This window comes from Methylothermus subterraneus, from assembly GCF_054656915.1.
On the sequence record NZ_BAAHXK010000004.1, the window covers coordinates 130,581 to 151,742 of the forward strand.

A 21,162-nucleotide genomic window follows, 5' to 3' on the forward strand; every position below is an offset into this window, starting at 1 on the left:
TCTTTTAAAATCGGCGCATGGCTTGGAGAATCCCCGCTAAAAGTTGGGCCGGGGTGGGCGGGCAGCCGGGGATTTTGACGTCCACCGGGATCACGTTCTCCACCGCGCCGCAGCTGGCGTAGGACACCCCGAACTCGCCGCCGCACACCGCGCAATCGCCGCACGCGATGACCCACTTTGGGTGCGGGGTCGCCTCGTAAGTGCGGCGCAAGGCTGCCTCCATGTGGCGCGAGACCGGCCCGGTCACCAATAAAATGTCGGCGTGGCGCGGGGAGGCGACAAAATGCACGCCGAAGCGTTCGATGTCGTAGTAGACGTTGTTGAGCGCGTGGATTTCGAGCTCGCAGCCGTTGCACGAGCCGGCATCCACCTCACGGATCGCCAGGCTCTTGGCAAAGCGCTTTGCGATCTCGCGCTTGACCTCGGCGCCCAGGCGCTCGACTTCAGGGTCGCGCGCGAGCTTGCGCAGCGATTCGGTAGCCAGGCCGGTCTTCAAAATCTTAAGATATTGGCGCCACATTACAGGTCCACTCCCGAGTAAGAACCGTTGACCGATTTGTTGCACACCGGAAAGTCCGGGACGATGTTGTCCAGGATCAAGCGCTCCAGGGCCGGCCAGTTGAGCCAGCTCGGATCGCGGGGGAAAAAGCGCGCGATTTGGCCTTCGGCCCCAAAGCGCACGTAAGCGACGATCTCCCCGCGCCAGCCCTCGACGATCCCCAAACCCTCTGCGCCTTCTTCAGGCACCGGCAGCGCGACGCGCACCGGACCGTCCGGCAAGCGTTCCAGCAGCGTCTCAAGCAGCCTTAGGGCGATGCGCAGTTCTTTGTAGCGCACCCAAAAGCGCGCTCCCACATCGCACCCTTCCTCCACCGGCACGCGCACTTTCAGCCGGTCGTAAGGAGGATAGGGGCAGTCGCGGCGCACGTCCAAGTCTTGGCCTGAGGCAAGCCCCACGTAGCCCACGCAACCTAGGTCGGCGGCGTCTTCCACGCTCAGCCGGCCGGTGCCGTAGAGGCGATCGCCGACCGAGGCGTTGCGGTCGACGATGGGAAGCAGTTCGTCGAGCTCGCGCCTGAGCCTTGCGATTTCCCGCCGCAAGCGCGAAATACCTTGGGCGTCGAGGTCAACTGCCACCCCGCCGGGGACGACCGCATCCATCAGCAAGCGGTGGCCGAACAGCGCCCGGTTGGTGCGCAGCACCTCTTCGCGCAGGCGGCCGAACTGGTAATAGCCGAAAGTAAAGGCGATATCGTTCAAGATCGCCGCCATGTCCCAAAGGTGATTGGCGATGCGCTCGCGCTCGGCGCAGACCGCGCGAAGATACGCAGCGCGCGCCGGAGCTTCCATCCCCAAAGCGCGCTCCATGGCTAGGCACGCCGCCCAAGCGTGGCCCACCGTCGTATCGCCCGAGACGCGGCCGGCCAGGCGCGCCAAAGCCGCCATCGGGCGCCCGACCGCCAGCTTTTCTATGCCCTTGTGGACATAACCCAAGCGCTCTTCCAGGCGCAAGACGGTCTCGCCCACCGCTTGAAAGCGAAAGTGCCCCGGTTCGATGATGCCGGCGTGCACCGGGCCGACCGGAATCTCGTAGACCCCCGCCCCGTGCGCCTGCGCGAACGGATAATCGGCATCCGGCGGGGTCTGCGGTAGAGGAAAGCCGCCTAGGGGAAAGCCGGCGCGCAAGGGGAAGGCGCTTTCTTCCCACGCCTGGTGCCGGATCCAGCGGCGGTCGTCGCCGCCCTCGAAGGCGATTCCCAACAGGTCGCGCGTGTGGCGCTCGGGGCGGTCGGCGGCGGGGTAGTAAGGCGCCTGCGAGGGGAGGGTTGGGGCGTCTTTGGGGACCTCGGTACGCAGCAGCAGGTATTGCCCAGTTCGAGCGAGCAGCGCGTTGATGCGGAAGCTTGCGCCGAGTTCTTCGCCCCAGCCGGCGCTCCAGCGCCATTGGCGGGATTTGGCTATTTGGGCGGCCTGTCCCCAGCCGTCCTTAGGGATGGACCAAACTTCGGCCGGCGGCAAAGGCGGCTGCATCCTCACCGAGACGCCGGCTGTTTCCAAGGCGGAGTGGAGTTCTTTCATTTGGGCATTCCTCCGCTGATCAGTTGGGCGGCTTGCTCGAACCAGTTGGCCAGCGCTTCCGGGAGCGCGATCCCCAGCCACAGCACCAGGGCCAGGTGGACGAACACCGGGAACATGTTGGCCGAGACAGGGGCTTGATTCTCTGGGCGTTTGCCGAAGACGATGGGGTGGAGCTGGCGGAAGATCCCGGCAAAGGCGATCCCAAGCCCCAACAGCAGGGGCAAAGTCAGCCAAGGGTGGGTCTGCATGGTGGCGGTGAGGACCAAAAACTCGCTCACAAACACGCCAAACGGCGGAAACCCGCAGATCGCCAGCGCGCCGACCAAAAGCCCCCAGCCGACTTGCGGCTGGGTGGCGATGAGGCCGCGGATTTTGGCCATCTCCTGGGTGCCGGCGATCTGGGAAGCGTGGCCGACGGTGACGAAGATCGCCGACTTGGTCAAGGAGTGCACGGTCATGTGCATCAGGGCGGCGAAGGTGGAAGACGGGGTGCCGATGCCGAAGGCAAAGGTCATGGTGCCCATGTGCTCGATCGAGGAGTAGCTGAACAGGCGTTTGATGTCGCGCTGGCGATGCAGGAACAAGGCCGCGACCAAGAACGAGGCCAGGCCAAACCCCATCATTAGGTAGCCTGGCAGGTTGCCGGGGACGGCCTGGTCCACGATCATTTTGCAGCGCACCACCGCGTACAGGGCGTCGTTCAAGAGCAGGCCGGAGAGGATCGCCGACATGGGGGTGGGGCCTTCCGAGTGGGCATCCGGCAGCCAGCTGTGCATAGGCACCAGACCCACTTTGGTGCCGTAGCCGACGAGCAGGAAGACGAAGGCGATCTTGAGCACGGTCGGGTTGAGCTGGGCGCCGTGGACGTAGAGGGTGGTCCAGGTGAGCGCGTCGCTGCCGGTCCCGAGCACCTGGGCGGCGGCGAAATACAGGAGGATGGTGCCGAACAGGGCCTGGGCGATGCCGACCCCGCAGAGGATGAAATATTTCCACGCCGCCTCCACGCTCTCGGGGGTACGATACAAGCTCACCAGAAGCACCGTGGCCAGGGTTGCGCCTTCCATCGCCACCCACAAAAGACCCAGGTTGTTGCTCACCAGGATCAGGTACATGGCGAGCATGAAGCCTTGGTACATGGCGTAGTACAACCTAAGGCGGCGCGAAGTCACACGCCCCTTTTGGCGTTCGTGCTCCATGTACGGGCCGGAGAAGACGGCCGTGGTCAAGCCGACGAGCGCGGTGAGGGCGATCAGGTAAACGTTGAAGCTGTCGACCAGAAAGAAGCGGTTGGGCGAAATCAGGGTGCCGCCTTGGAGCACGATCCCGGCCAACACCACCGACAGGGCAAACGCCAAAGCGTTGAGGAGGTTGTTCAGGCGCGGGGCGAAGGGGCGATCGCCGAACACTGCAAGCAGCCCAAGGCCGACGAAGGGGATCGCCAGGATCAGGTACAGGGCGGTCATTCCGTCTCTCCTTGAGGAGCGACCTCGGCGCTGCTTTCGGTCAGGCGGCTTAAGGCGTCCACGTCCAGCGAGTCGATGCTTTCTTTAATCTGGAAGAAGAACACGCCGAAGATCACTGCCGCCACCATCACGTCGAAGGCGACCCCCAGCTCCACCACCAGCGGCATGCCATAAGTCGAAACCACCGCGAGGAAGAACAACGCGTTCTCCATCGCCATGAAGCCCACCACCTGGTTGACCGCTTGGCGGTGGGAGATCATCAGCAGCATCCCGAGGAGGAAGGAGGCGCAGCTTGCGGCGATGAGGTTGCGGGTAGCAAGCAGGGAGAGCTGCGCCACCGGCAGGATGATGTAATAGCTAAATACCACCAGCGAGGCGGCCCCTAAAAGCAAGCCGAGCGGCCGCGATGGCGCATCCTCCGTCCGATGCAGCTTCAGGCGCAGGATGAAGTAATGGAGCAGACCCGGGATCAGCAGCGCTTTGAGAAGCAAGGTGAGCGCGGCCGAGACCCAAAGATGGGGCAAGTTTTCAACGATCGCCACCAGGGCCGTCGTCAAAGACAGCAGCAGTCCCTGCAGGGCGAACAGATTGACGAGCGAGCGCAGGCGCGTTTGCGCCAGCATCATAAACGAGGTAAAAAGCACCAGCGCGGCCAGCAGAAACACCGCCTGGCCGTACAGGGAAGTGAGGGTTTGCATCAGCCGACCTCCAAAATCACGTGGATGAGCATACCGAGCAGCGCCAACAGGTAGGCAAAGCCTAGGAACTGGGGATAGCGGAACAGGCGCATCTTGGCCAGCAGGATCTCGGCGAGGACCAAGATACTTGAGAGCGCCATGAGCTTTAGGGCGATCGCCGCCACGCCTATCCCTAGCGCCTCCAGGCTAAAATGCTCGGCCAAGCCCCAAGGGAAGAACACGTTGGCAAGCAGCACGGCGTAGAGCAGCGTGCGGATCTGCGCCGACCATTCGATCAGCGCCAGGTGGTGGCCGCTGTACTCCAAGATCATGGCCTCGTGGACCATGGTCAGCTCCAGGTGGGTGGCCGGGTTGTCTACCGGGATGCGTCCGGTTTCGGCCACCGCCACCAAGGCCAAGGCTAAGGCGGCAAACACGAAGGAAGGGCGCACCATGATCGGTTGGTGGAGCAGAGTTTCGATGGCGGCCGCCAGATTGGTCGTTCCTACGGACACCGCCAAGGTGAACACCACCATCAGCATGGCCGGTTCGGCCATGGAGGCGATCAGCATCTCGCGCGACGACCCCATGCCGCCGAACGCCGTGCCGATGTCCAATCCGGCCAAGGCCTGGAAGAAGCGGGCCAGGCCAAGGAAACCCACCAGCACGATCACATCCGCTAGCGCGCTGGTGGGTAGGTGCACCGAGACGAGCGGAACGATGGCGCAGGCCAAGACCGCCACCGCGAAGATGAGATAGGGGGCGGTGCGAAAGACCCAAGAGGCGCGCTCGGCGACCACCGTCTCTTTGCCGAACAGCTTGTAAAGAGCAAAATAAGGCTGGAGGAGGGAAGGCGCGCGGCGGTTTTGCGACCAGCACTTGAGCTGTTTGATCCAGCCGGCGAAAAGCGGCGCGGCGGCCATAAAGAGGAGGATTTGCAAAAGATTCAAAAGCCAGGCCATCAGCTGATCACCCACAACAAAAAGACCAAGGTGAAGAAGGAATACCCCAGATACACCCGGAGGTTGCCCGTCTGCAGGCGCCCGATGTGGCGCACGCTAAAGCGCAAGGCTTTAATGATCGGTTCATAGAACATCCCCCACAGGCGATCGCCCACGTGGAGGCGGTAGCGCAAGCCGGGTTCGATTGCCTCGTGGACGACGAAGGCATCGGCAAAAACGCGCCTAAACGGCATGGCGAAGGCGGTCGCCGAATACTGCATGCGGGGGGAAAGCTCGCCAAACCCGCAGTCCCAAGGATAAGCCGAGCGCGTGTTTGGGTGGCCTCTGCGGTAGAGGAAGTAGAAAGCTAAAATCCACGCCAAAGAAAGCGCGAGAAACACCGCCAAGGCCGCATACGAGGCCGTTTTGGGCGCCACCGGAAACAGCCACAGCCAGCCGCGGCTCGCGCTTTCGGGCAGACCAAAGCCGGTCAGCTGCGCGCTGACCCCCTCCAAAAGCCGCACCAGCGGGGTCGGCAACACCCCGAGCAGCAAACACCACAGGGCCAGCCAGCTCATGCCGGCGAGGGCGCCGACCGACTCCAGCCGCCTCGCCCGCTGGACGTGATGGCTGCGCGGCACGCCCAAAAACGCCACCCCGAACACCTTGGCAAAGCACGCCGCCGCAAGCCCTCCGGTCAAGGCCAGCAGCGCTGCCGTCACCGGCACGAAGCTGCGCAGCACCCCGCTGTCCAGAGCCGAGACTTGCAAGGCGGCCTGATAGGTCAGCCACTCCGAGACAAAGCCGTTGAACGGCGGCAGCGCCGAGATGCTCAGGCACCCGATCAGGAACAGCACCGCGGTTACCGGCATGCGCGAGATCAAGCCCCCCATGCGTTCCAAGTCGCTTTCGTGGGCGCGCTGCAGGATGGCGCCCGCCCCCAGAAACAACAGGCTTTTGAACAGGGCGTGGTTTAAGGTGTGATAGAGGGCGGCGACCAGGCCCAGGGCGCCGAGGGCGGGTTTGCCGTTGGCGTAAAACAGCAAGGAAAGCCCAAGGCCCATGAAGATGATGCCGAGGTTTTCCACCGAGTGGTAGGCGAGAAGTCGCTTTAAATTATGCTGCATCAAGGCGTACAGCACCCCGAGCACGGCCGAAGCGGCCCCGGCCGCCAGCACCACCACGCCCCAGCCCCAGTGGAAATGTTCCGTCCCAAGCAGATCGAAGGTGAAGCGGGTAAAGCCGTACACCGCCACTTTGAGCATCACCCCGCTCATCAGGGCCGAGATGTGGGAGGGGGCGACCGGGTGGGCCTCGGGCAGCCAGGCGTGCAAGGGCACGATCCCCGCCTTCATGCCAAACCCCAAAAGCGCCAAGGCGAACGCGATGCTCGCCCACAGGGGCGAAAGCTTCGCGCTATGCATTTGATCAAAACCAAAGCCTTCAGCGAAGCCGACCAGCACGCCGAAGGCCAAGATGATCAGCAAAGCCCCCACCTCGGCCATCAATAGATAAAGGAAGGCGGCGTGGCGGTTTTCGGCTTTTTCGTGGGTGTAGGCGACCAAAAAATAACTCGCCACCGACATCAACTCCCAGGAGATCATGAAGAAAAACGCATCCGCCGCCAGCAAGACGAGCTGCATTCCCGCCACGAACAGGCCGGTGGTCAGCGCCAGAAGCGCCAAAGAATACGGACCGTGCTCGTACTCGCGCACGTACTGAGGGCCAAACAAGGCGACGGCGATCAGCACCGCGCTGACGACGACGAAGAAAAATCCCGAAAGGCCATCCAGATGCAGGTGCCAAGCCAGCCAAGGCAGCCCCAAAGGCAAGCTCAGGTCCTGGGCGACTTGCCCCAAAGCAGCGGCCAATCCCCCGCACAGACCGGCGATCCCAGACCCCAAAAGGAGCGGGAAGCACAGTTGCGCTAGCGCTTTGGGGTGACGGTCGGCGCCTACGCCTGAGATTCCTGAAGTTAAAGCCAAAGCGGCCGAAACCAGGCACCAAGGCAAAGCTGCCTCGCGGCCAAACACCAGGAAGGATACCCCAGCCAGCCCCAAGAGACCCAAGGCAAAAGCTAGAAATCTTGGATGTTGGCGCGCGCGTTCAAAACCAAGCCGCAGGCCTGCGTAGACGAGTCGGGAGTTTGGCAAAAATTCCAAGACCGGCCTCATCGCTGCCTCCTGAGGACCTTGCAGCTCAAGCCGATCTCCGTGCATTGGTAGAAGAGCCGGTCGATCTCGCGCTCAAGATCGTCGGCCAACCACCAGGCATCTTGCACGTCGATGACGAGCGGTTTGCCCGCCGTAAGAAGCGCCTGTAGGTTGGCTAAAAGCGAGCCTTTCCGGGCGCTTAAGGCGCGCCCCCCCTGCAGCGTGACGTAAACGGCATCGTCTTTTTCGCGGATGCAAATGAAGCGTTCCATGAGGCTCCTCGTTTAGGTGCGTTTGATCTGACAGTACGCGCCGGCACGTTCGCGTTCCCGGCAGAAGCGCTCGACGGCGGTCAAAAACCGCTCTGGAAGATCCGCTTGGCTTAAGTCGAAGGTGAGACGGGCTTTAGGCGGCAGCTCTGCCAGCGCGTTTTGCAAAGCCTCCTCGAGCAGGCGCATGACTTGTGCGCCTTTGAGGCAGATTAACACTTCGCCGTTTCTGTGGCAAACTTGGAGAAACAGCTTGAGCAGGTGTTCAGGCGGCCGTCTGCGACGCGCCGCCAGAGGGTGGCCGGAGGCCGGCTCGTGCGACTCTAAGCCGGACAGCTCGCAGCGCCCGCCGCTGCGCGCGTAGTCGTGGCAGAACTCGTGTAGGAACTCCATCACCGTGTGGTCGATGAAGGAGGTGTCGGTGAAATCGAAAATTAGGGTTTTGCCTTTAGGCAGCTCGGTCAATTCCGACTTTAGGGCCAGAAAATTGGAAAACACCGCCGCCCCTTCGATCGTCACGCGGAACGCGTCGGGGTCGATTGGCTCGATCTTATAAGCGATCTTGAACAGTTCCTTGGGGGAGACCCCGCGCAGGAGGTGCAAGATCGCTTTGGCGCCGATGCCAAGTCCCACTCCGATCAGAAGATCGGTCGCCAGCACCGCCAGAATCGTGAACACGAACAAAAACAGCTGCTCCTTGCCGATCTCCCAGGTCTTGTAGAACTCCTTGGGCGAGGCGAGCTTGAAGCCGACGAAGACCAACAGCGAAGCGAGCGCCGCCTTGGGGATCTCGTGGATGAGGCCGGGAAACAAGGCGACGAAGACGAGCAAAAACAGGCCGTGGAAGAAGTTGGACCACTGGGTTCGGGCGCCAAAATTGATGTTGGCGGTGGAGCGGACGATCTCGGAAATCATCGGCAAGCCCCCGATGGCGCCGGAGACCGCGGTGCCGATACCCAAAGCGGTCACGTCGCGGTTCAAATCGCTTTGGCGCTGGAAGGGATCGAGCTTGTCTACGGCCGCCGCGGAAAGCAGCGTCTCTAAGCTCGATACGAGGCAGATGCTTAAAGCGGCCAGCCAAAATTTCAGGGTGCCAATTTGGGAAAAATCCGGCAACGCAAAGCCGTCCCAAAAGCGTTGGGGGACGGGCAAAAGTTCGTTGGGCCCTACCTCGAAGAAGGTGGAATGCCAGGAATACTTGTGGGAGTGTTCCAGATCGAAGTACAGCCCAAGCAGCCATCCCGCCACCACCACCACGATGGGGGCGGGGACCCACTGGCAGAGCTTGAAGCGGGGTTTCAGGGCTTCCCACAGGATCAAAATCGCAAGACCGACCAACCCGATGGCGGTGATCTCAGGGTTGGCGTGCATCAGGCTTTGCGGCAGGGCCAAAAGGTTTTCGAGCAGCTCACCCTGGGGCTGGACATCGATCAAGACGTAGCTTTGCTTGATCATGATGATGACGCCGATCGCCGCCAGCATCCCGTGCACCACCGACGCCGGAACCAGGGCGACAAAGCGGCCGGCTTTCCCAAGCCCAAGGAGCACCTGCAAGAGCCCAGCACAGACGATCGCCGCCAGCGCCCGATGATAACCGGCAAGCGCATCGCCCCCGCCCAAGCTCTCCACTGCGCTTAAAGTCACGACGATTAAGCCGGCCGCCGGGCCCGAGATGGTCACGTGCGAGCCGTTGATGCGCGAGACTAAAAGACCCCCCACCATGGCGGCGAGGATCCCCGCCATGGGGGGAAAGCGGGAGGCCATGGCAATGCCTAGGCACAGGGGCAGGGCGATGAGAAATACCTGAAAGCCGGCTAAAAGGTCGTAGCGCCAGCTCGCTTTGAGGCTCGTTGTCTCGCCAAGCGCAAGCGTTTGGGATGGGGGCATGGTTTGTACCTTGACCTTGAGATTGTTGTAGTTGCCTAAGACTATACAAACTTTGTGCCATGTTTTAACCGTTTGAAAATCCTTGTTTTTTGTAGAACTTGGGAGTCAAGTGGGGGAAATTCACCACCTTCGGAGAGCAAAAATCCACTTTTGATAATAATTATTATTTGTCTTAATATTTACTCCGATCGCAACTTAAGCCATCAGGAGTTCAAACCATGTCGTTTCTGCGTGCCGTGTTATTGTTTTGCTGTTTGTTGCCGCTTCTGGCCTACGCTAGGGTGCGCCAATACTATCTGGCGGCGGAAGAGGGGCTGTGGGATTTTGCCCCCTCCGGCCAGAATCTGGTGCACTGTTATCCTGAGCCTGAACCTTGCGCACTGCCAGAACCTTGGGCTGAAAGCCATGTTTTCCCGGTCATACGCTTTATCCAGTACAGCGACGAAAGTTACACGCAAAAAGTGGCGCAGCCCGAGTGGCTCGGAATTTTGGGGCCGATCCTGCGCGCTGAGGTGGGCGATGAACTCCAAGTTCGGCTGTGCAACCGTACTCGCCGGCCGGTCGGCCTGCATCCACACGGTTTGCGCTATACCAAGGAGCACGAAGGCGCGCATTACGCCGGCGTCAACTCGGGCGAGGGTCCCGGGCGCGGGGCGGCGGTTTTGCCGGGGGCGTGTTTCGATTATGTCTGGTTCGCGGATGGGGAAAGCGGACCGACGCTCAGCGAGCCGAGTTCCAAAGTCTGGTGGTACCACTCCCATCTCCACGAGCCGACCGACGTCAACGCGGGGCTTTTGGGGCCGATCGTCGTTACTCGGCAAGGGTAAGCCAAGCCGGATGGCACCCCAAAAGACGTGGATTTGGAAGTCGTGACTGCTTTTTTCGTGTTTGATCTGCTGCAAGGCGAAGAAGCCGGTCTGATGCACAGCATCAACGGCTATATCTTCGGCAACCTTAAAGGGCTGGTCTTCCCTTACGGCGCCAAGGTGCGCTGGCACGTTTTGGGAATGGGCAACGAGGTGGATCTCCACACTTCCCACTGGCACGGCAAAACACTCCAATTGGGAGCGCCCTTGGGCAGGTTGCCTTTTGGCCCGGTGCGCACCGACGTGATCGCGCTGTTGCCGGCGCAGATGGTAACTGTCGACATGCTGGCCGACAATCCCGGCGAATGGCTGTTCCATTGCCACGTCTCCGACCACATCGACGCGGGGATGGTGACCACCTACCGGATTCTTCCACCTTAAATGGGTTGACATTCAAATGATAATAATTATCATTTGAATCTGATCAACCTTATGGAGTGGTGTCATGTCTGTTGCAGCCGTCCTTACCCAGAACCAGCCTGCCGCTTTAGGCGAGGCTCCCGTGCGGCTGGAATTTTCGGCGCGGGTCTTAGTGCGCCTTCTGGCGCAAGGCCACCTGCACGCCGTCGAGTTCCGCTGCTTGGACCGCGCCAGCCATCTTCAAGTCAGGCAAGCTTTGCTGCAAAGCTGCCTTGAAAGCTTAAAAGGAGCGCGCCGATGAAAAACTTGGATTCCGACTTTCCCAATCTCATTGCCGTGACCTTTCACCTGATGAGCTTTTACAACTTGCGACCTTGTCCTCGATTGGCCGGGAAAGTTGCCCAGCACCTGGAACTTCTGCTTGAGGGGTATGGCGAGGTCTTTGGTCCCTGGCAAGGGGCGTTGGCCAAAATGCGCGACCACTGGTGGCAGCGGGCTTGTTTGTGCAGTGCAGCTAAAGCAAGAGCAAAGTTAAATTAAACCCGTGCTGCGCTTTGGCTTGTCTTAGTGCGACACCTCCTCTTTGCGGGGTCCTTCCCTAGGCGGCGCTTGCCGCCTTTTTTTTACGTGCTTACGGAGCTTGACGGCGTGAAAGATCGAAGGTACATCCGCCCGCCACTCTGGAAGGACCAAGGAGACGGCCAGACCTTCGAGATCGGAAATAATCCCCACATAGATCGGCGCTGCTACCCAAGCGCCGGTGCAACCAAGCGCAAGCAACCCGAAAAAGGCGGTAAAAAGAACCAATCCCCATGCCTTTGCGGACCACATGTGATAACTGGCTTCGCGCCGGAACTTGGCGATATCCAAGGCGTACCGACTCAACTCGAGCGCTTCGAGAATCGTCAGTGCGACCCAATGTTCCGCGATTACTTGCGGGTAGAGATACCAGGCGGCAAAAGCCGCAGCAACGTAGAAGAGGGTGTCAGTAGCGCTGTCGAGCCGCCGGAGATTGACCGTTGCGATGCCGAGCTTACGCGCGATGACCCCGTCGAACACATCGGAGAGAAAACCCACAGTCAGGCAGACGCCGAAGGCAGCGTGCGCTGGCCAGCCGATGGCAAGTACCACCAGCACTAACGCAAGAACTCCCCGAATAGCAGTCAGAGCTAAGGGAATTTTAGACACAACGCCCATTTTCGATTAGGTTCCGTTTTAATCCACCTAAGCACTTAAGCGCAGGCTCTGGACGGGCGCTGACCCGTTCGTCTAAAATTAAATTTCACCATCGTGTGCTATATAGCACTTTCCCACCAAACAAAAATGGAGGTGTCTTATGAGGCATTGGCTGTTAGCCTTGCTCGCCTTAAGCTTCCCCCTCTGGGCGGCAGATCCCGAAGCCGGTAAAGCCAAAACCGCAGTCTGCGCCGGCTGCCATGGGCAGGATGGGATCGCCACCAATCCGGCGTATCCCAATCTGGCCGGTCAGAACGCCCAGTACCTAATTGCAGCGATGAAAGCTTACAAAGACGGCAGCCGCAACAACCCGATCATGAAGTCCATGGTCGAAGCGCTTTCGGACGCCGATCTCGAAAACGTCGCTGCTTATTACCAAAGCCTGAAAAAGTAAGGCTAGATCACCGCGCCGGGAAAACCAGAGGGCTTTGAATCCTTGAGAAGGAGGGAAAGATGGTTCGTTTTCATCTTTTTGGGGCTGTCTTGTGTTTGACCGGTGCGGCCCTTGCCGATCCGACCCGGCCGAAGAACGACTACAACATTACCATCAACTACGAGCTGGGCATGCATTGTACCGGCTTTGATTTCTCCTATTGCTGCATCCTGCCGCCCTACAATTCGATCCAAAGCCAAGTCATCAAAACCGCCAAAGCTCCCTTTGAGCGGCCGCAGTTGCTCGCTGCCGATCCCAACGATCCTGCAGTGCTCGTCGACGGCGAAAAGCGGTTCAAGCTCGCTTACGGCCACGTCGACAACACTTACTCAGAAGGGGCTAAGTTGTACTATTGGACGGTGCCCTACGATGTCAACGGCGATGGCAAGTACGGCCCCGACGAAAACGTCGCTAATGCCTATTGGACCCACCTTTACGTCTATCAGGGCCTCAAAGGCGAAAACCCGAAGAAGACAAGCAAGGACAGCGAAAAGAGGCGCGTAGGGATCGAGATCCCTGTGCCGATGGACAATGGGCCAGCAGGAGCTGCCGTGCCCAGCCCCATGAAGGGCGGGTACTTGCACTACAGCGGTAAAGAGGGAACGATTGTATTCACGAAATCTCCGGTTTTGGAGAACGTGCCTATCGTCTTGACCAATCCAGGGATTTGGGAGGCATTGGGGTTGCCGTTGACCCCGTTTCTCGATTCGACCGTGACTAAAAACCCCCTGACGATCGTCGAGAGCGACATCCGTCCCTATCAGGAGGCTTGGGTGCGCTTGGTGGATGCCGAAACCGGCGAACCGGTGCTCGACAGTCAAACCGGTAAACCTATTGAGTTCCGCGGCACGAACCCGATCGACGTGCCCAACTGCTCCAACTGCCACGCTAACGAGAACGCCAACGGCGACAAATATCTGCTCTATAAGCGCGAGTTCGCTTTCTGGAAAGGTTTGGGGGCGAGCGATTACATCGCCAGCCTGAAGGCGACGGCGATCTCGATTCTGCAGATCCACGACGCCAAGCATGGCACGAATTTTACTGCCAAGTACGATCCGGAGAGCCGGGCGATCACCAACCGCCTTGGGCGTGATCCGGTGTTATGCCAAAAGTGCCACGCCGACAACGTCATCGCCGTTTTGCAGTCCAAGGGTGTCACCGAGGCTTTGATCGGTCAGAAAGTTCAAGGCGACCCGATCATCCCGCCTTTGAGCCAGGCGATTCACTACGCCCACCAAAAGGTTCGGCCCTTGCCCGATCGCCAAGGGCGGACGGGAACCTGTGCCGGCTGCCATCCCGCCCATCGCCAGGACGGCTCGCTCGACGGCTATCCGATTACCGCCGACGGTCGTAACTTCTATGCCGAAGGGGATAACCGCGATAGCAAAGGAGGGTGCTTTGCCGGCCGCGACGTTCACTCCAATCCCGACAAGGATCGAGACGGCGTAGAGACGCCCGAACACCTGAACGCGATTGGAAAATGGCTGCAGGCCAACGTCTCGCAGATCGGCAACGGCAAGAACGGCAAAGGCCTCTGGTGCACCAACTGCCACAACCAACTCGCGCGCGAGCTGTATCAGCGCGATCACCTCACCCACGCCTTCCGCCAAGAAGGGGAAACCTTGCGTAATCGCTCGCTGGCAGAGATTGCCAAAGCCATCGGCGTAAGCGAGAGCGAACTGATCGCCAAGTACTTAGATCCTAAAGTGGTTTTGGACGCCCAAGGGCACGATACGCCCGGCAAATCCGGCATTTTGTTGACTTGGGCGAAGGAGCGCTTGGTTCCGGATTTGGCGGTGATCGCCTTGGCAGGGGAAAAACCGCAGCTTACTCGGGACGAGGACGGCGATGTAAGCGTAACGGTGCTCTCTGCCGATCCCAAAGCAAACTTAAGTGCTTTGCCGCTGCCTGCGGGCACGACGGGGGCGGCGGCGGTTTCGTACGACAGTGCTACCCACGGCCGCGATTATTGGTTGTCCGCCGGCGAGCCGCACTGTGCCGATTGCCACGCTCCGCCCTTTGTTGAAGGACAGGGAGGGGTGGCTTTCCCGATCAATCAGCCGGGCAAGTACAGCGTGATGCGCTATTCTAAGGGACATGCGGGCTTGGCCTGTCAGGCTTGTCACGAGTCGATCCACGGCTTGTACCCGGTGACGGCGCGTGTGGATACCACCACGTACCGCCAAGCGCCGCAATACAACCCGGACGGCAGCCATGGTCCGCTCAAGTGCGCCGCGTGCCATTACACCAACGCTAAAGGCGTGCCGCTGATCGCTGAAAACCTTACCTGGGAAGGCAAGAAGATCGCCGAGGACTTCGACGCAGCGGTGGCGTGGATGCACGCGAGCGCTCCTGACCTCGGTGGGCGCAATCCGCAATGATTCGGCGTGCGCGAGTTGGCTTTCTGTTTATCCTTGTGAGCTTGCCGCTACGCGCTGAGGTGTTGGCAACCGTTGGCAGTCAGCCGGTCACCTCCGAGCAGCTCGAGCAGGCCTTGCGTTCTTCACCTTTTGCCACGCAGTATTTGACCTTAGACGCAGATGCGCAAGCCGCCTTGTGGCGCGATCTTTTGCAGCGTCTAGTGCAGGCAGAGATCCTCTATCAAGAGGCCAAACGCCTTAGGTTGGACAAGGATCGGGTGTTCCAGAAGGAAGTGGCCGAGTTTGAAAGGGCGCTGTTGGCGCAGAAATATCTGGAGTTTTTGCGCGCTCGGATCGAGGTGCCCGAAAAGCTACTGGCGAAATGGCGCACGGAACTGGACGGCGATCCCGACGCTTTGGCCGCAGCGCATTCGGCTTACATCGCCAAGCGCTATCAGGCCGTGAAGGCCGAAGCCTTATCGCGCTTGCAACAGCGCTGCGGCAAGCTTGCAGAAAACGCGCTGTTGGCGTGTGGGGCAAAAAAGGCGGGCATCGACGTTGCCTCCCAAGTAACGGGTTTCCGCCGCGAGCGCTTAATCCAACGCTTGTTGGAGATCAAAGAGCGCGAGTGGCGTGTCAACGACGAGCAGACCTTGCGCGCTTGGTATGCACGCCATCCAGAGCTGGGTCGAGTGCCGGAGCGCCGCCACGTTGCCCAAATCGTAGTCGCTTCCCGCCAGGAAGCGGAGAAGCTGCGCCGCCGCCTTTTAAACGGCGAGAGTCTGTTTCGCCTGGCTAAAAAGTACAGCATCGATCCCGAGGGTAGGAAAAACGCCGGCGATTTAGGTTGGCTTCCCGAACGGAGCGCCATGCCGGAGATCGAGGAGGTATTGGCTTCTCTTAAAGACGGCGAACTGAGCCCGGTGATCGAAACGCCAAAAGGGTTTCATTTGGTGGTAATCGTCGAGCGACGACCAGCCGAGCAGAAACCCTTTGCAGTCGTTAGAGATCGCGTGCAGCGAGCGCTATTGTCAGAGCGCGAGGCGGCTTATCTCAATACGCTGCGAGCGCGTTATCCAATCCGCTGGCAGGTGGATGAGCTATAAGTTCGGCGAGATCTTCCGCCTCGAGCCTGCCAATATGGCGAAACGCGATGCGGCCGTCGGGCTCGATTAACACCGTAAAAGGCACGGCCGCAGACGGATCGCCCCATTGGCGTAACAAAAAAGCGCTTTGTTCTGGCGGGCTCAAGAGAATGGGGTAAGGAAGATCTAAGCTGCGGACGACGTTAGCCAGTTTTTGCGGATCGTCCAAGCCGACACCCACCACCTGAATTCCCGTGTCGCCGTAGCGCTTTTGTATCTCGCCAAGCTGCGGCAGCTCGATTAAGCATTCTTGGCACCCGCTGCTCCAGAAGTTGAGCACGATTTTCTTACCCCGCCACTCGGATAAACGGCGGGGTTGTCCTTGAAAGTCCAGCAGCGCGAGAGCCGTTGTCTCGGTTGTGGGAAGCCTGGGCGCAAGCGAGACACGCGAGGTAGGCGCTAAATTGGCATAGTAGGCGGCCAGACGCTGGATTTCTTCGTCGCTGAGTTGCTTTGCGATTTCGCGCATGCGGCCATAGACGTCGTTGTGGCGGCTACCGTCGCGGTAGGCTCTTAAGGTTTGTTCCAGGTAAGCTTGCGGCTGGCCTGCGAGCCTGGGTGTGTCGATCCTTTCCCCTTGGCCGTTTTCGCCGTGGCAGACGCGGCACGGGGGGAGGATGCGCTTGCTGTCGCCGTGTTCGATCAAGGCCAGGACGGCTTGGAAATCGCCCGCTTTACCCGCCGGCTCGGCAGGGGCCTGACGGCTGTAAAAGGCGGCCAAGTCGGCCATGTCCTGGTCGCTTAAACCGGCGGCTAAGCCTTGCATTATGGGATTTTGGCGGCTGCCGTCTTTATAGTCGCGCAGCTGGCGATAGAGGTAGGTCGCAAGCTGTCCGGCGAGATTAGGGAAAGCCGGGCTAAGGCCGACGCCGGTCTCGCCGTGACAGGAAGCGCAGGTTTTGGCGAGTTCCTTACCGCGCTGCGGATCGCCGCCTTCGACCAGCGCCAGGGTTTCTTTGGTCCAGGCCACTTGAGTAGCCGGGGCGGCTTGCAGCCCCGCAGCCGGCAGGAGGCTGATCAATCCAACGATCCAGCGCATGTCAGTACCCCCAGGGAACGGATTCAAAGGTTTTCAGGAAGAAGAACTGGGCGATGGGCCAGCCGAAGCTGATCAGCATCAGCCCTAAAATTACCAGGTTCCAGGTGGTAAGATCTTCGGTCCAGGCGGGAAGCTTCTCCGGCGGGTGGATGGGGGTGGCGTAGAAGATCTCGGTGTCGGTTTCGGCTTCCCGGTTGCGCCAGGTTTTTACCAGGACGACGCCAAACAGCACGGCCGAACTCAGCAATACCGCTCCGCCCAGGATCATGAACAGCTCGTAAGGCTGCCACGCCAAGGTCAAGAGGCTGTGGTAGGTGACCGAGGAGATGCGCCGCGGCTGTCCCAAAAGTCCTAAGACGTGCCAGGGGGTGCTGAGCAAGGTCATGCCGATGAACCAGGTCCACAGTTGCACCAGCGCTAGGGTGTTGGAGACCAGCTTCTTGCCGGTGAGCTTGGGCCACAGGTGATAGGCGATGGCGAAGTACAAGATCACCGTGGTGCCGGCGAAGATCAGGTGAAAATGCCCGGGCACCCAGGCGGTGTTGTGCACCATGGTGTTAAGGGCGTAGCTGGCGTTGACAAGGCCGCCAAATCCCCCCAGGATCAACATCAAGAGGGCCAGGATCGCCGCCAGCACCATCGGGTTGCGCCAGGGCAGGGCGCCGATCCAGCCGAACAACCCCTGGCCGCCGTTTAAGCGCCCGGCGATCTCCAGCGAGGCCAGCACGGTAAAACCGGTGACCAGGGTCGGCAGGGTGACCAAAAAGGTGCCGATGGCGTGGAGCAGCTTCCAGCCGGCGCCTTGCTCCGGGTCCACGTAAAGGTGGTGGAAGCCGATCGGCAGGCTGAAGATAAGCAGCCCCAAGAACGCCAGTTTGGCCATTTCCTCACTGAACAGATAGCCGCCGGCCTCCTTGGGGACGAAGCCGTAGAGCGCGATATAGGCCGGAATCAGCCAGAAATACACGATCGGATGCAGCGTCCAGGCGAACAGGGTGCGGGCCAGGCCGGGATCAAGGGTGTCGTTCCAGCCCAGGGCCCAGGGGATGAGCTGGAACACCACCTCCATCGCCACCCCGGCGCTGGTCCATAGCCACAGCAAGGCGTTGGCGACCGTGGCGTACATGGCCAGCGGCAGTCCCTGGCCGGGATGCTCCCGGCGCCACTGCACGGCCATCACCACGACGATGGCGCAGCCGGCCCAAGAGCCCACCACCAACAGAGCCGCGCCGATATAGAACAGGGCGCTGGCCTGGATCGGCGGATAGAAGGTGTAGAGCACCGAGGCCTTGCCGGAAAGCAGCGGGATCGCCGCCAGTACGGTGCCGAACAGGCTCACGTAAAAGCCCGCCCACGCCAAGCCAGGTCGCCAGAGCGGGCGCTTGAGGCTGGAGGTGGCGGTCAGGTAGCCAAATCCCAAGATGAAGAAAGTGGTCAGCACATAAGCCATCAACACGCCGTGGGTGCTGACCGAGGCGAAATACCCCTCGGCCGATTGCAGAAAGGTAAACAGGCCGCTGCGTTCCACCACCTGATAGAAGCCCAAGAAACAGGCCAGAAGAAACGCAGCGAAGGCCACCACCCAGTGCCACAAGGCCAGAGAACGGCTTTGGCGGTCGATCATGACGGCCCTCCTTCGCGTGCGTGCTGTTGTTCCCAAGTGGGTTTATCCACCACGGTGACTTTGCTCCACATGTAGTCGTGGCCTAGACCGCAGTACTCGTTGCATAGCAACGGGTAATCTCCGGGCTTGGGGAAAACGGTGGTGACCTTGGCCACGTAACCGGGCACGATCATGGTGCTCAGGTTGGTCATGGGCAGGTGCACGCCGTGGAGCACGTCGAGGCTGGCGAAGCGGAAGGTAATGGGGGTGTCGGCCGGCAGGGTGAGGTGGCGCGGATAAAATCCATAACGCCCGGCGACTATGACGACCTCGATGCGGCCGTCGGGCTGGATGTGGACGCCCAGCTTGTCTTCGGCAAATTCCTCGCTCAGATGCAGCCTGGCCGAGTCAATGGTCTCGACGTGGCTGGGCGGTTTGATCCCCAAGACTGAGCTTAAAAAGATCGCGCCTAAAAACACGCCGATCAGCCCTAAGGCAACAGCGAGCCATTTTTTTTCTAAAGGATCGATAGGCATCGCGCACCTTGCTTACTGGACCGCGCCGCGCGGGATAAAGACCCCAAAATACAAAAACAGCCAGGCGACCGCCATGCCCGCGGCGACGATCAGCATCAAGGTCCAGGTGCCTTTAGGCGGGGTTTTGAGGATTTGGCGTTTTTCTTCTGCAGACGGCAGCATGAGGATTCCTCCGATGGAATGTGCTTGTGTTGGAGTTTGCTTAAAAGAATGCGGTTTGGCAAGGGCTAAGGCTAAGAAAATGCTATGCTGCAAAAATGGCAACCCTGTGACGGAGGCAAGCGATGGCGCGCGAACTTCAAACCTTGGCTTCCACCTGGCGCTTTGGCCCGCGTTTTGGAGTGTGGGCGATCGGGGCGCTGGTGGCGGTGCTGTTTTTGTTTTCTGCGGTCTATACCTTAGAGAGCGGCACCGTGGGCGTCTTGAGCACCTTTGGCCGCTATGACCCGGTGGAAAAGCAACCGGGACTGCACCTCAAGCTTCCCTTCATCCAAAGCGTGCACGTGTTCGACGTGCGGCTGCACACGGTCAACTACAAGAGCGCCAAGGACGAACCGGACCAAAGCGGGGTGGTCAACAAGCCGGCGATCGAGGTGCTCGACAACAAAAACCTGCCGATCGGGGTGGAGCTCACGGTGCAATACACCCCGCACCAGGACCAAGCGGCCGAGATCCTCACCCGCTACGGCGCCAACTATTTCGAAAAGCTCATCAACCCGATCGTGCGCGACGTGGTGCGCGATGTGATCGGCAAGTATCAGGCGGAAAAGATCGCCGCCGACCGCACCGCGATCGCGAGCGAGATCCGCGCCGCCCTGGGGGAAAAATTCCGCGACCTGCCGTTCCAGTTCCACGACGTGGCCATGCGCAATATCGTGCTCCCGCCGATCGTGCTCAAAAAGATCGAAGAAGTGCAGCTCGCCAAGCAGGAGGAGCAGCGCTTGGAGATGGTGGAAAAGCAGGCCGAGAAGAACCAGAAGATCAAGACCATCGAGGCCAACACCCGTCTGATCGAGGTGACGACTCAAGCCAAGGCCGAAGCCGAGCGCCAGCGCATCGAAGCCGACGCCAAGGCCTATCGGATCACCAAGGAAGCCGAGGCGGTGGCAAACGCCAACCAGTTGATCGCCAATTCCCTGACCGACAAGCTGATCCAGTACAAATCCATCGAAAAGTGGAACGGCGCCTATCCTGCCACTTTGATGCAAGGGGAGGGCAAGGGGGTTTTGCTCCAGTTGCCCCAAGTCCGCTAGCGTGCTAGCGTGTAAAAATCAAGCGCGAAGAAGGTAAGGAGAGGGGGGTGATCGAGGGGATCTTGGCGATTTCGGTGGCGGTCTGGTTTTATCAAGCGGCCAGGCGTTCTGGGCGCGACCCTTTCTTCTGGGCCGCGGTGGGCGCCGGGGTGTTTTATGCCACGGTGTTTTTGTGGGTAGGAGTCAATAAATTGGGCTTTATGGAGCAGCTGCACCATCAAAGCGTGGCGGTCGGGGCGTTCGTCCACTACTTGGGCAGCGCGCTCGGGCTTTTGGCGGCTTGGGCGGTGCAAAAGCTAGGGCTTAAATGAGGATCTACACCCGCACCGGCGACCAGGGCACCACCGGCCTCCTCGGCGGCCTCAGGGTGAGCAAGGCCTCGCTGCGCATCTTCGCCTACGGCAGCGTGGACGAGCTCAACTCGGTTCTAGGGATGGCGGTCAGCCAGCTTCAAGACGGCGAGGCCGCGTCCTGGCTGCGCGCGATCCAGAACGAACTGCATATTCTGTGCGCGGATCTGGCCAATCCCGACCCGGATCGGGCAGGACCTAGAATCTGCGCCGCGCACGTCGAACGGCTGGAGCATTTGTGCGACCGCCTCGACGCGGAGTTGCCTCCTTTAAAGCACTTCATCCTCCCCGGCGGGACGTTCGCCGCGGCGCTGTTGCACTTTGCCCGCACGGTCGCCCGCCGCGCCGAGCGCGAGGTCGTGGCGCTGGCCGAGGAAGAGGCGATCAACCCGCAGGCGCTTTGCTATCTGAACCGCTTGTCCGATTTGCTGTTTTTGCTGGCGCGTTGGGTTAACCTGCAAGCCAAGGTGGCCGAGATGGCTCCTTGGTACGGGGATTTGCCCTGACGAGAA

At 60.4% G+C, this 21,162-nt stretch carries 23 protein-coding genes; 10 read left to right on the top strand and 13 right to left on the bottom strand.

The window, feature by feature from the left end; translation table 11 throughout:
- Nucleotides 1-4 precede the first annotated feature (4 nt).
- Genes ACYQ3M_RS05165 through ACYQ3M_RS05200 form a run of 8 tightly spaced genes read right to left on the bottom strand, consistent with a single transcriptional unit; the run spans nt 5 to nt 9,469 of the window.
- Nucleotides 5-520 (bottom strand): NADH-quinone oxidoreductase subunit B family protein, encoded by a 516-nt coding sequence (locus tag ACYQ3M_RS05165; protein WP_460034992.1) that lies wholly within the window; start codon nt 518-520, stop codon nt 5-7.
- Nucleotides 520-2,079: a hydrogenase large subunit gene (locus tag ACYQ3M_RS05170; protein WP_460034993.1), complete on the bottom strand. Its 1,560-nt coding sequence runs from the start codon at nt 2,077-2,079 to the stop codon at nt 520-522. Before ACYQ3M_RS05170 ends, ACYQ3M_RS05165 begins: the two co-directional genes overlap by 1 nt.
- A complete protein-coding gene (locus ACYQ3M_RS05175; protein WP_460034994.1) occupies nt 2,076-3,542 on the bottom strand; it encodes a hydrogenase 4 subunit F in 1,467 nt (488 codons plus the stop codon). The genes ACYQ3M_RS05170 and ACYQ3M_RS05175 overlap by 4 nt, the downstream gene beginning before the upstream one ends.
- A complete protein-coding gene (locus tag ACYQ3M_RS05180) occupies nt 3,539-4,240 on the bottom strand; it encodes a formate hydrogenlyase (RefSeq protein ID WP_460034995.1) in 702 nt (233 codons plus the stop codon). The genes ACYQ3M_RS05175 and ACYQ3M_RS05180 overlap by 4 nt, the downstream gene beginning before the upstream one ends.
- Nucleotides 4,240-5,181, bottom strand: coding sequence for a respiratory chain complex I subunit 1 family protein (locus ACYQ3M_RS05185; protein WP_460034996.1), 942 nt, complete (start codon nt 5,179-5,181; stop codon nt 4,240-4,242). The genes ACYQ3M_RS05180 and ACYQ3M_RS05185 overlap by 1 nt, the downstream gene beginning before the upstream one ends.
- Nucleotides 5,181-7,334 carry a hydrogenase 4 subunit B gene (gene hyfB / locus ACYQ3M_RS05190; protein WP_460034997.1) on the bottom strand — a complete coding sequence of 718 codons (2,154 nt, stop codon included), beginning with the start codon at nt 7,332-7,334 and terminating at the stop codon, nt 5,181-5,183. Before hyfB ends, ACYQ3M_RS05185 begins: the two co-directional genes overlap by 1 nt.
- Nucleotides 7,331-7,585 (bottom strand): hypothetical protein, encoded by a 255-nt coding sequence (locus ACYQ3M_RS05195; protein ID WP_460034998.1) that lies wholly within the window; start codon nt 7,583-7,585, stop codon nt 7,331-7,333. The genes hyfB and ACYQ3M_RS05195 overlap by 4 nt, the downstream gene beginning before the upstream one ends.
- A 12-nt stretch (nt 7,586-7,597) precedes the next feature.
- Nucleotides 7,598-9,469, bottom strand: coding sequence for a SulP family inorganic anion transporter (locus ACYQ3M_RS05200; protein WP_460034999.1), 1,872 nt, complete (start codon nt 9,467-9,469; stop codon nt 7,598-7,600).
- Nucleotides 9,470-9,687: 218 nt separating this feature from the next.
- Here ACYQ3M_RS05200 and ACYQ3M_RS05205 point away from each other — a divergent pair, with 218 nt between their 5' ends.
- From ACYQ3M_RS05205 to ACYQ3M_RS05220, 4 genes are all read left to right on the top strand, one after another.
- Nucleotides 9,688-10,296, top strand: a complete 609-nt coding sequence (locus ACYQ3M_RS05205) for a multicopper oxidase domain-containing protein (RefSeq protein WP_460035000.1) — start codon at nt 9,688-9,690, stop codon at nt 10,294-10,296.
- A gap of 42 nt (nt 10,297-10,338) precedes the next feature.
- Nucleotides 10,339-10,716, top strand: coding sequence for a multicopper oxidase domain-containing protein (locus ACYQ3M_RS05210; RefSeq protein WP_460035001.1), 378 nt, complete (start codon nt 10,339-10,341; stop codon nt 10,714-10,716).
- A 64-nt stretch (nt 10,717-10,780) separates the two neighbouring features.
- Nucleotides 10,781-10,996, top strand: coding sequence for a hypothetical protein (locus tag ACYQ3M_RS05215; RefSeq protein ID WP_460035002.1), 216 nt, complete (start codon nt 10,781-10,783; stop codon nt 10,994-10,996).
- Nucleotides 10,993-11,235: a hypothetical protein gene (locus ACYQ3M_RS05220; RefSeq protein ID WP_460035003.1), complete on the top strand. Its 243-nt coding sequence runs from the start codon at nt 10,993-10,995 to the stop codon at nt 11,233-11,235. The genes ACYQ3M_RS05215 and ACYQ3M_RS05220 overlap by 4 nt, the downstream gene beginning before the upstream one ends.
- A gap of 24 nt (nt 11,236-11,259) precedes the next feature.
- On the opposite strand, the gene ACYQ3M_RS05225 is transcribed toward ACYQ3M_RS05220, so the two are convergent.
- Nucleotides 11,260-11,883 carry a CDP-alcohol phosphatidyltransferase family protein gene (locus ACYQ3M_RS05225; protein ID WP_460035004.1) on the bottom strand — a complete coding sequence of 208 codons (624 nt, stop codon included), beginning with the start codon at nt 11,881-11,883 and terminating at the stop codon, nt 11,260-11,262.
- A gap of 148 nt (nt 11,884-12,031) precedes the next feature.
- Between ACYQ3M_RS05225 and ACYQ3M_RS05230 the strand changes: the two genes are divergently transcribed.
- The 3 genes from ACYQ3M_RS05230 to ACYQ3M_RS05240 are packed head-to-tail and all read left to right on the top strand — an operon-like array spanning nt 12,032 to nt 15,830.
- Complete coding sequence (locus ACYQ3M_RS05230) at nt 12,032-12,325, top strand: c-type cytochrome (RefSeq protein ID WP_460035005.1); 294 nt, start codon at nt 12,032-12,034, stop codon at nt 12,323-12,325.
- A gap of 59 nt (nt 12,326-12,384) precedes the next feature.
- Nucleotides 12,385-14,745: a cytochrome c3 family protein gene (locus ACYQ3M_RS05235; protein ID WP_460035006.1), complete on the top strand. Its 2,361-nt coding sequence runs from the start codon at nt 12,385-12,387 to the stop codon at nt 14,743-14,745.
- A 59-nt stretch (nt 14,746-14,804) separates the two neighbouring features.
- Nucleotides 14,805-15,830 carry a peptidylprolyl isomerase gene (locus tag ACYQ3M_RS05240; protein WP_460035007.1) on the top strand — a complete coding sequence of 342 codons (1,026 nt, stop codon included), beginning with the start codon at nt 14,805-14,807 and terminating at the stop codon, nt 15,828-15,830.
- Here the strand turns inward: ACYQ3M_RS05240 and ACYQ3M_RS05245 are convergent.
- The 4 genes from ACYQ3M_RS05245 to ACYQ3M_RS05260 are packed head-to-tail and all read right to left on the bottom strand — an operon-like array spanning nt 15,778 to nt 19,209.
- Nucleotides 15,778-16,908 (bottom strand): c-type cytochrome, encoded by a 1,131-nt coding sequence (locus tag ACYQ3M_RS05245; RefSeq protein ID WP_460035008.1) that lies wholly within the window; start codon nt 16,906-16,908, stop codon nt 15,778-15,780. The genes ACYQ3M_RS05240 and ACYQ3M_RS05245 overlap by 53 nt on opposite strands.
- Before the next feature lies 1 nt (nt 16,909).
- Complete coding sequence (locus ACYQ3M_RS05250; RefSeq protein WP_460035009.1) at nt 16,910-18,532, bottom strand: b(o/a)3-type cytochrome-c oxidase subunit 1; 1,623 nt, start codon at nt 18,530-18,532, stop codon at nt 16,910-16,912.
- The gene (locus ACYQ3M_RS05255) at nt 18,529-19,047 is read right to left on the bottom strand and encodes a cupredoxin domain-containing protein (protein WP_460035010.1); all 519 of its coding nucleotides are present in this window, start codon (nt 19,045-19,047) and stop codon (nt 18,529-18,531) included. The genes ACYQ3M_RS05250 and ACYQ3M_RS05255 overlap by 4 nt, the downstream gene beginning before the upstream one ends.
- A gap of 12 nt (nt 19,048-19,059) precedes the next feature.
- The gene (locus ACYQ3M_RS05260) at nt 19,060-19,209 is read right to left on the bottom strand and encodes a hypothetical protein (protein ID WP_460035011.1); all 150 of its coding nucleotides are present in this window, start codon (nt 19,207-19,209) and stop codon (nt 19,060-19,062) included.
- Between the two features lie 122 nt (nt 19,210-19,331).
- Here ACYQ3M_RS05260 and ACYQ3M_RS05265 point away from each other — a divergent pair, with 122 nt between their 5' ends.
- Genes ACYQ3M_RS05265 through ACYQ3M_RS05275 form a run of 3 tightly spaced genes read left to right on the top strand, consistent with a single transcriptional unit; the run spans nt 19,332 to nt 21,156 of the window.
- Nucleotides 19,332-20,300, top strand: coding sequence for a prohibitin family protein (locus ACYQ3M_RS05265; RefSeq protein WP_460035012.1), 969 nt, complete (start codon nt 19,332-19,334; stop codon nt 20,298-20,300).
- 47 nt (nt 20,301-20,347) lie between these two features.
- A complete protein-coding gene (locus ACYQ3M_RS05270) occupies nt 20,348-20,611 on the top strand; it encodes a hypothetical protein (RefSeq protein WP_460035013.1) in 264 nt (87 codons plus the stop codon).
- Nucleotides 20,608-21,156, top strand: a complete 549-nt coding sequence (locus ACYQ3M_RS05275; protein ID WP_460035014.1) for a cob(I)yrinic acid a,c-diamide adenosyltransferase — start codon at nt 20,608-20,610, stop codon at nt 21,154-21,156. The genes ACYQ3M_RS05270 and ACYQ3M_RS05275 overlap by 4 nt, the downstream gene beginning before the upstream one ends.
- The last annotated feature ends 6 nt before the right edge of the window (nt 21,157-21,162 follow it).

Bases quoted from the DNA above. Each gene is read 5' to 3' on its own strand.
- ACYQ3M_RS05185 (WP_460034996.1), bottom strand. From the start codon at position 5,181: ATGGCCTGGCTTTTGAATCTTTTGCAAATCCTCCTCTTTATGGCCGCC.
- hyfB (WP_460034997.1), bottom strand. From the start codon at position 7,334: ATGAGGCCGGTCTTGGAATTTTTGCCAAACTCCCGACTCGTCTACGCA.
- ACYQ3M_RS05230 (WP_460035005.1), top strand. From the start codon at position 12,032: ATGAGGCATTGGCTGTTAGCCTTGCTCGCCTTAAGCTTCCCCCTCTGG.
- ACYQ3M_RS05215 (WP_460035002.1), top strand. From the start codon at position 10,781: ATGTCTGTTGCAGCCGTCCTTACCCAGAACCAGCCTGCCGCTTTAGGC.
- ACYQ3M_RS05205 (WP_460035000.1), top strand. From the start codon at position 9,688: ATGTCGTTTCTGCGTGCCGTGTTATTGTTTTGCTGTTTGTTGCCGCTT.
- ACYQ3M_RS05180 (WP_460034995.1), bottom strand. From the start codon at position 4,240: ATGCAAACCCTCACTTCCCTGTACGGCCAGGCGGTGTTTCTGCTGGCC.
- ACYQ3M_RS05245 (WP_460035008.1), bottom strand. From the start codon at position 16,908: ATGCGCTGGATCGTTGGATTGATCAGCCTCCTGCCGGCTGCGGGGCTG.
- ACYQ3M_RS05235 (WP_460035006.1), top strand. From the start codon at position 12,385: ATGGTTCGTTTTCATCTTTTTGGGGCTGTCTTGTGTTTGACCGGTGCG.
- ACYQ3M_RS05255 (WP_460035010.1), bottom strand. From the start codon at position 19,047: ATGCCTATCGATCCTTTAGAAAAAAAATGGCTCGCTGTTGCCTTAGGG.
- ACYQ3M_RS05265 (WP_460035012.1), top strand. From the start codon at position 19,332: ATGGCGCGCGAACTTCAAACCTTGGCTTCCACCTGGCGCTTTGGCCCG.
- ACYQ3M_RS05275 (WP_460035014.1), top strand. From the start codon at position 20,608: ATGAGGATCTACACCCGCACCGGCGACCAGGGCACCACCGGCCTCCTC.
- ACYQ3M_RS05220 (WP_460035003.1), top strand. From the start codon at position 10,993: ATGAAAAACTTGGATTCCGACTTTCCCAATCTCATTGCCGTGACCTTT.
- ACYQ3M_RS05260 (WP_460035011.1), bottom strand. From the start codon at position 19,209: ATGCTGCCGTCTGCAGAAGAAAAACGCCAAATCCTCAAAACCCCGCCT.
- ACYQ3M_RS05200 (WP_460034999.1), bottom strand. From the start codon at position 9,469: ATGCCCCCATCCCAAACGCTTGCGCTTGGCGAGACAACGAGCCTCAAA.
- ACYQ3M_RS05170 (WP_460034993.1), bottom strand. From the start codon at position 2,079: ATGAAAGAACTCCACTCCGCCTTGGAAACAGCCGGCGTCTCGGTGAGG.
- ACYQ3M_RS05195 (WP_460034998.1), bottom strand. From the start codon at position 7,585: ATGGAACGCTTCATTTGCATCCGCGAAAAAGACGATGCCGTTTACGTC.
- ACYQ3M_RS05165 (WP_460034992.1), bottom strand. From the start codon at position 520: ATGTGGCGCCAATATCTTAAGATTTTGAAGACCGGCCTGGCTACCGAA.
- ACYQ3M_RS05175 (WP_460034994.1), bottom strand. From the start codon at position 3,542: ATGACCGCCCTGTACCTGATCCTGGCGATCCCCTTCGTCGGCCTTGGG.
- ACYQ3M_RS05250 (WP_460035009.1), bottom strand. From the start codon at position 18,532: ATGATCGACCGCCAAAGCCGTTCTCTGGCCTTGTGGCACTGGGTGGTG.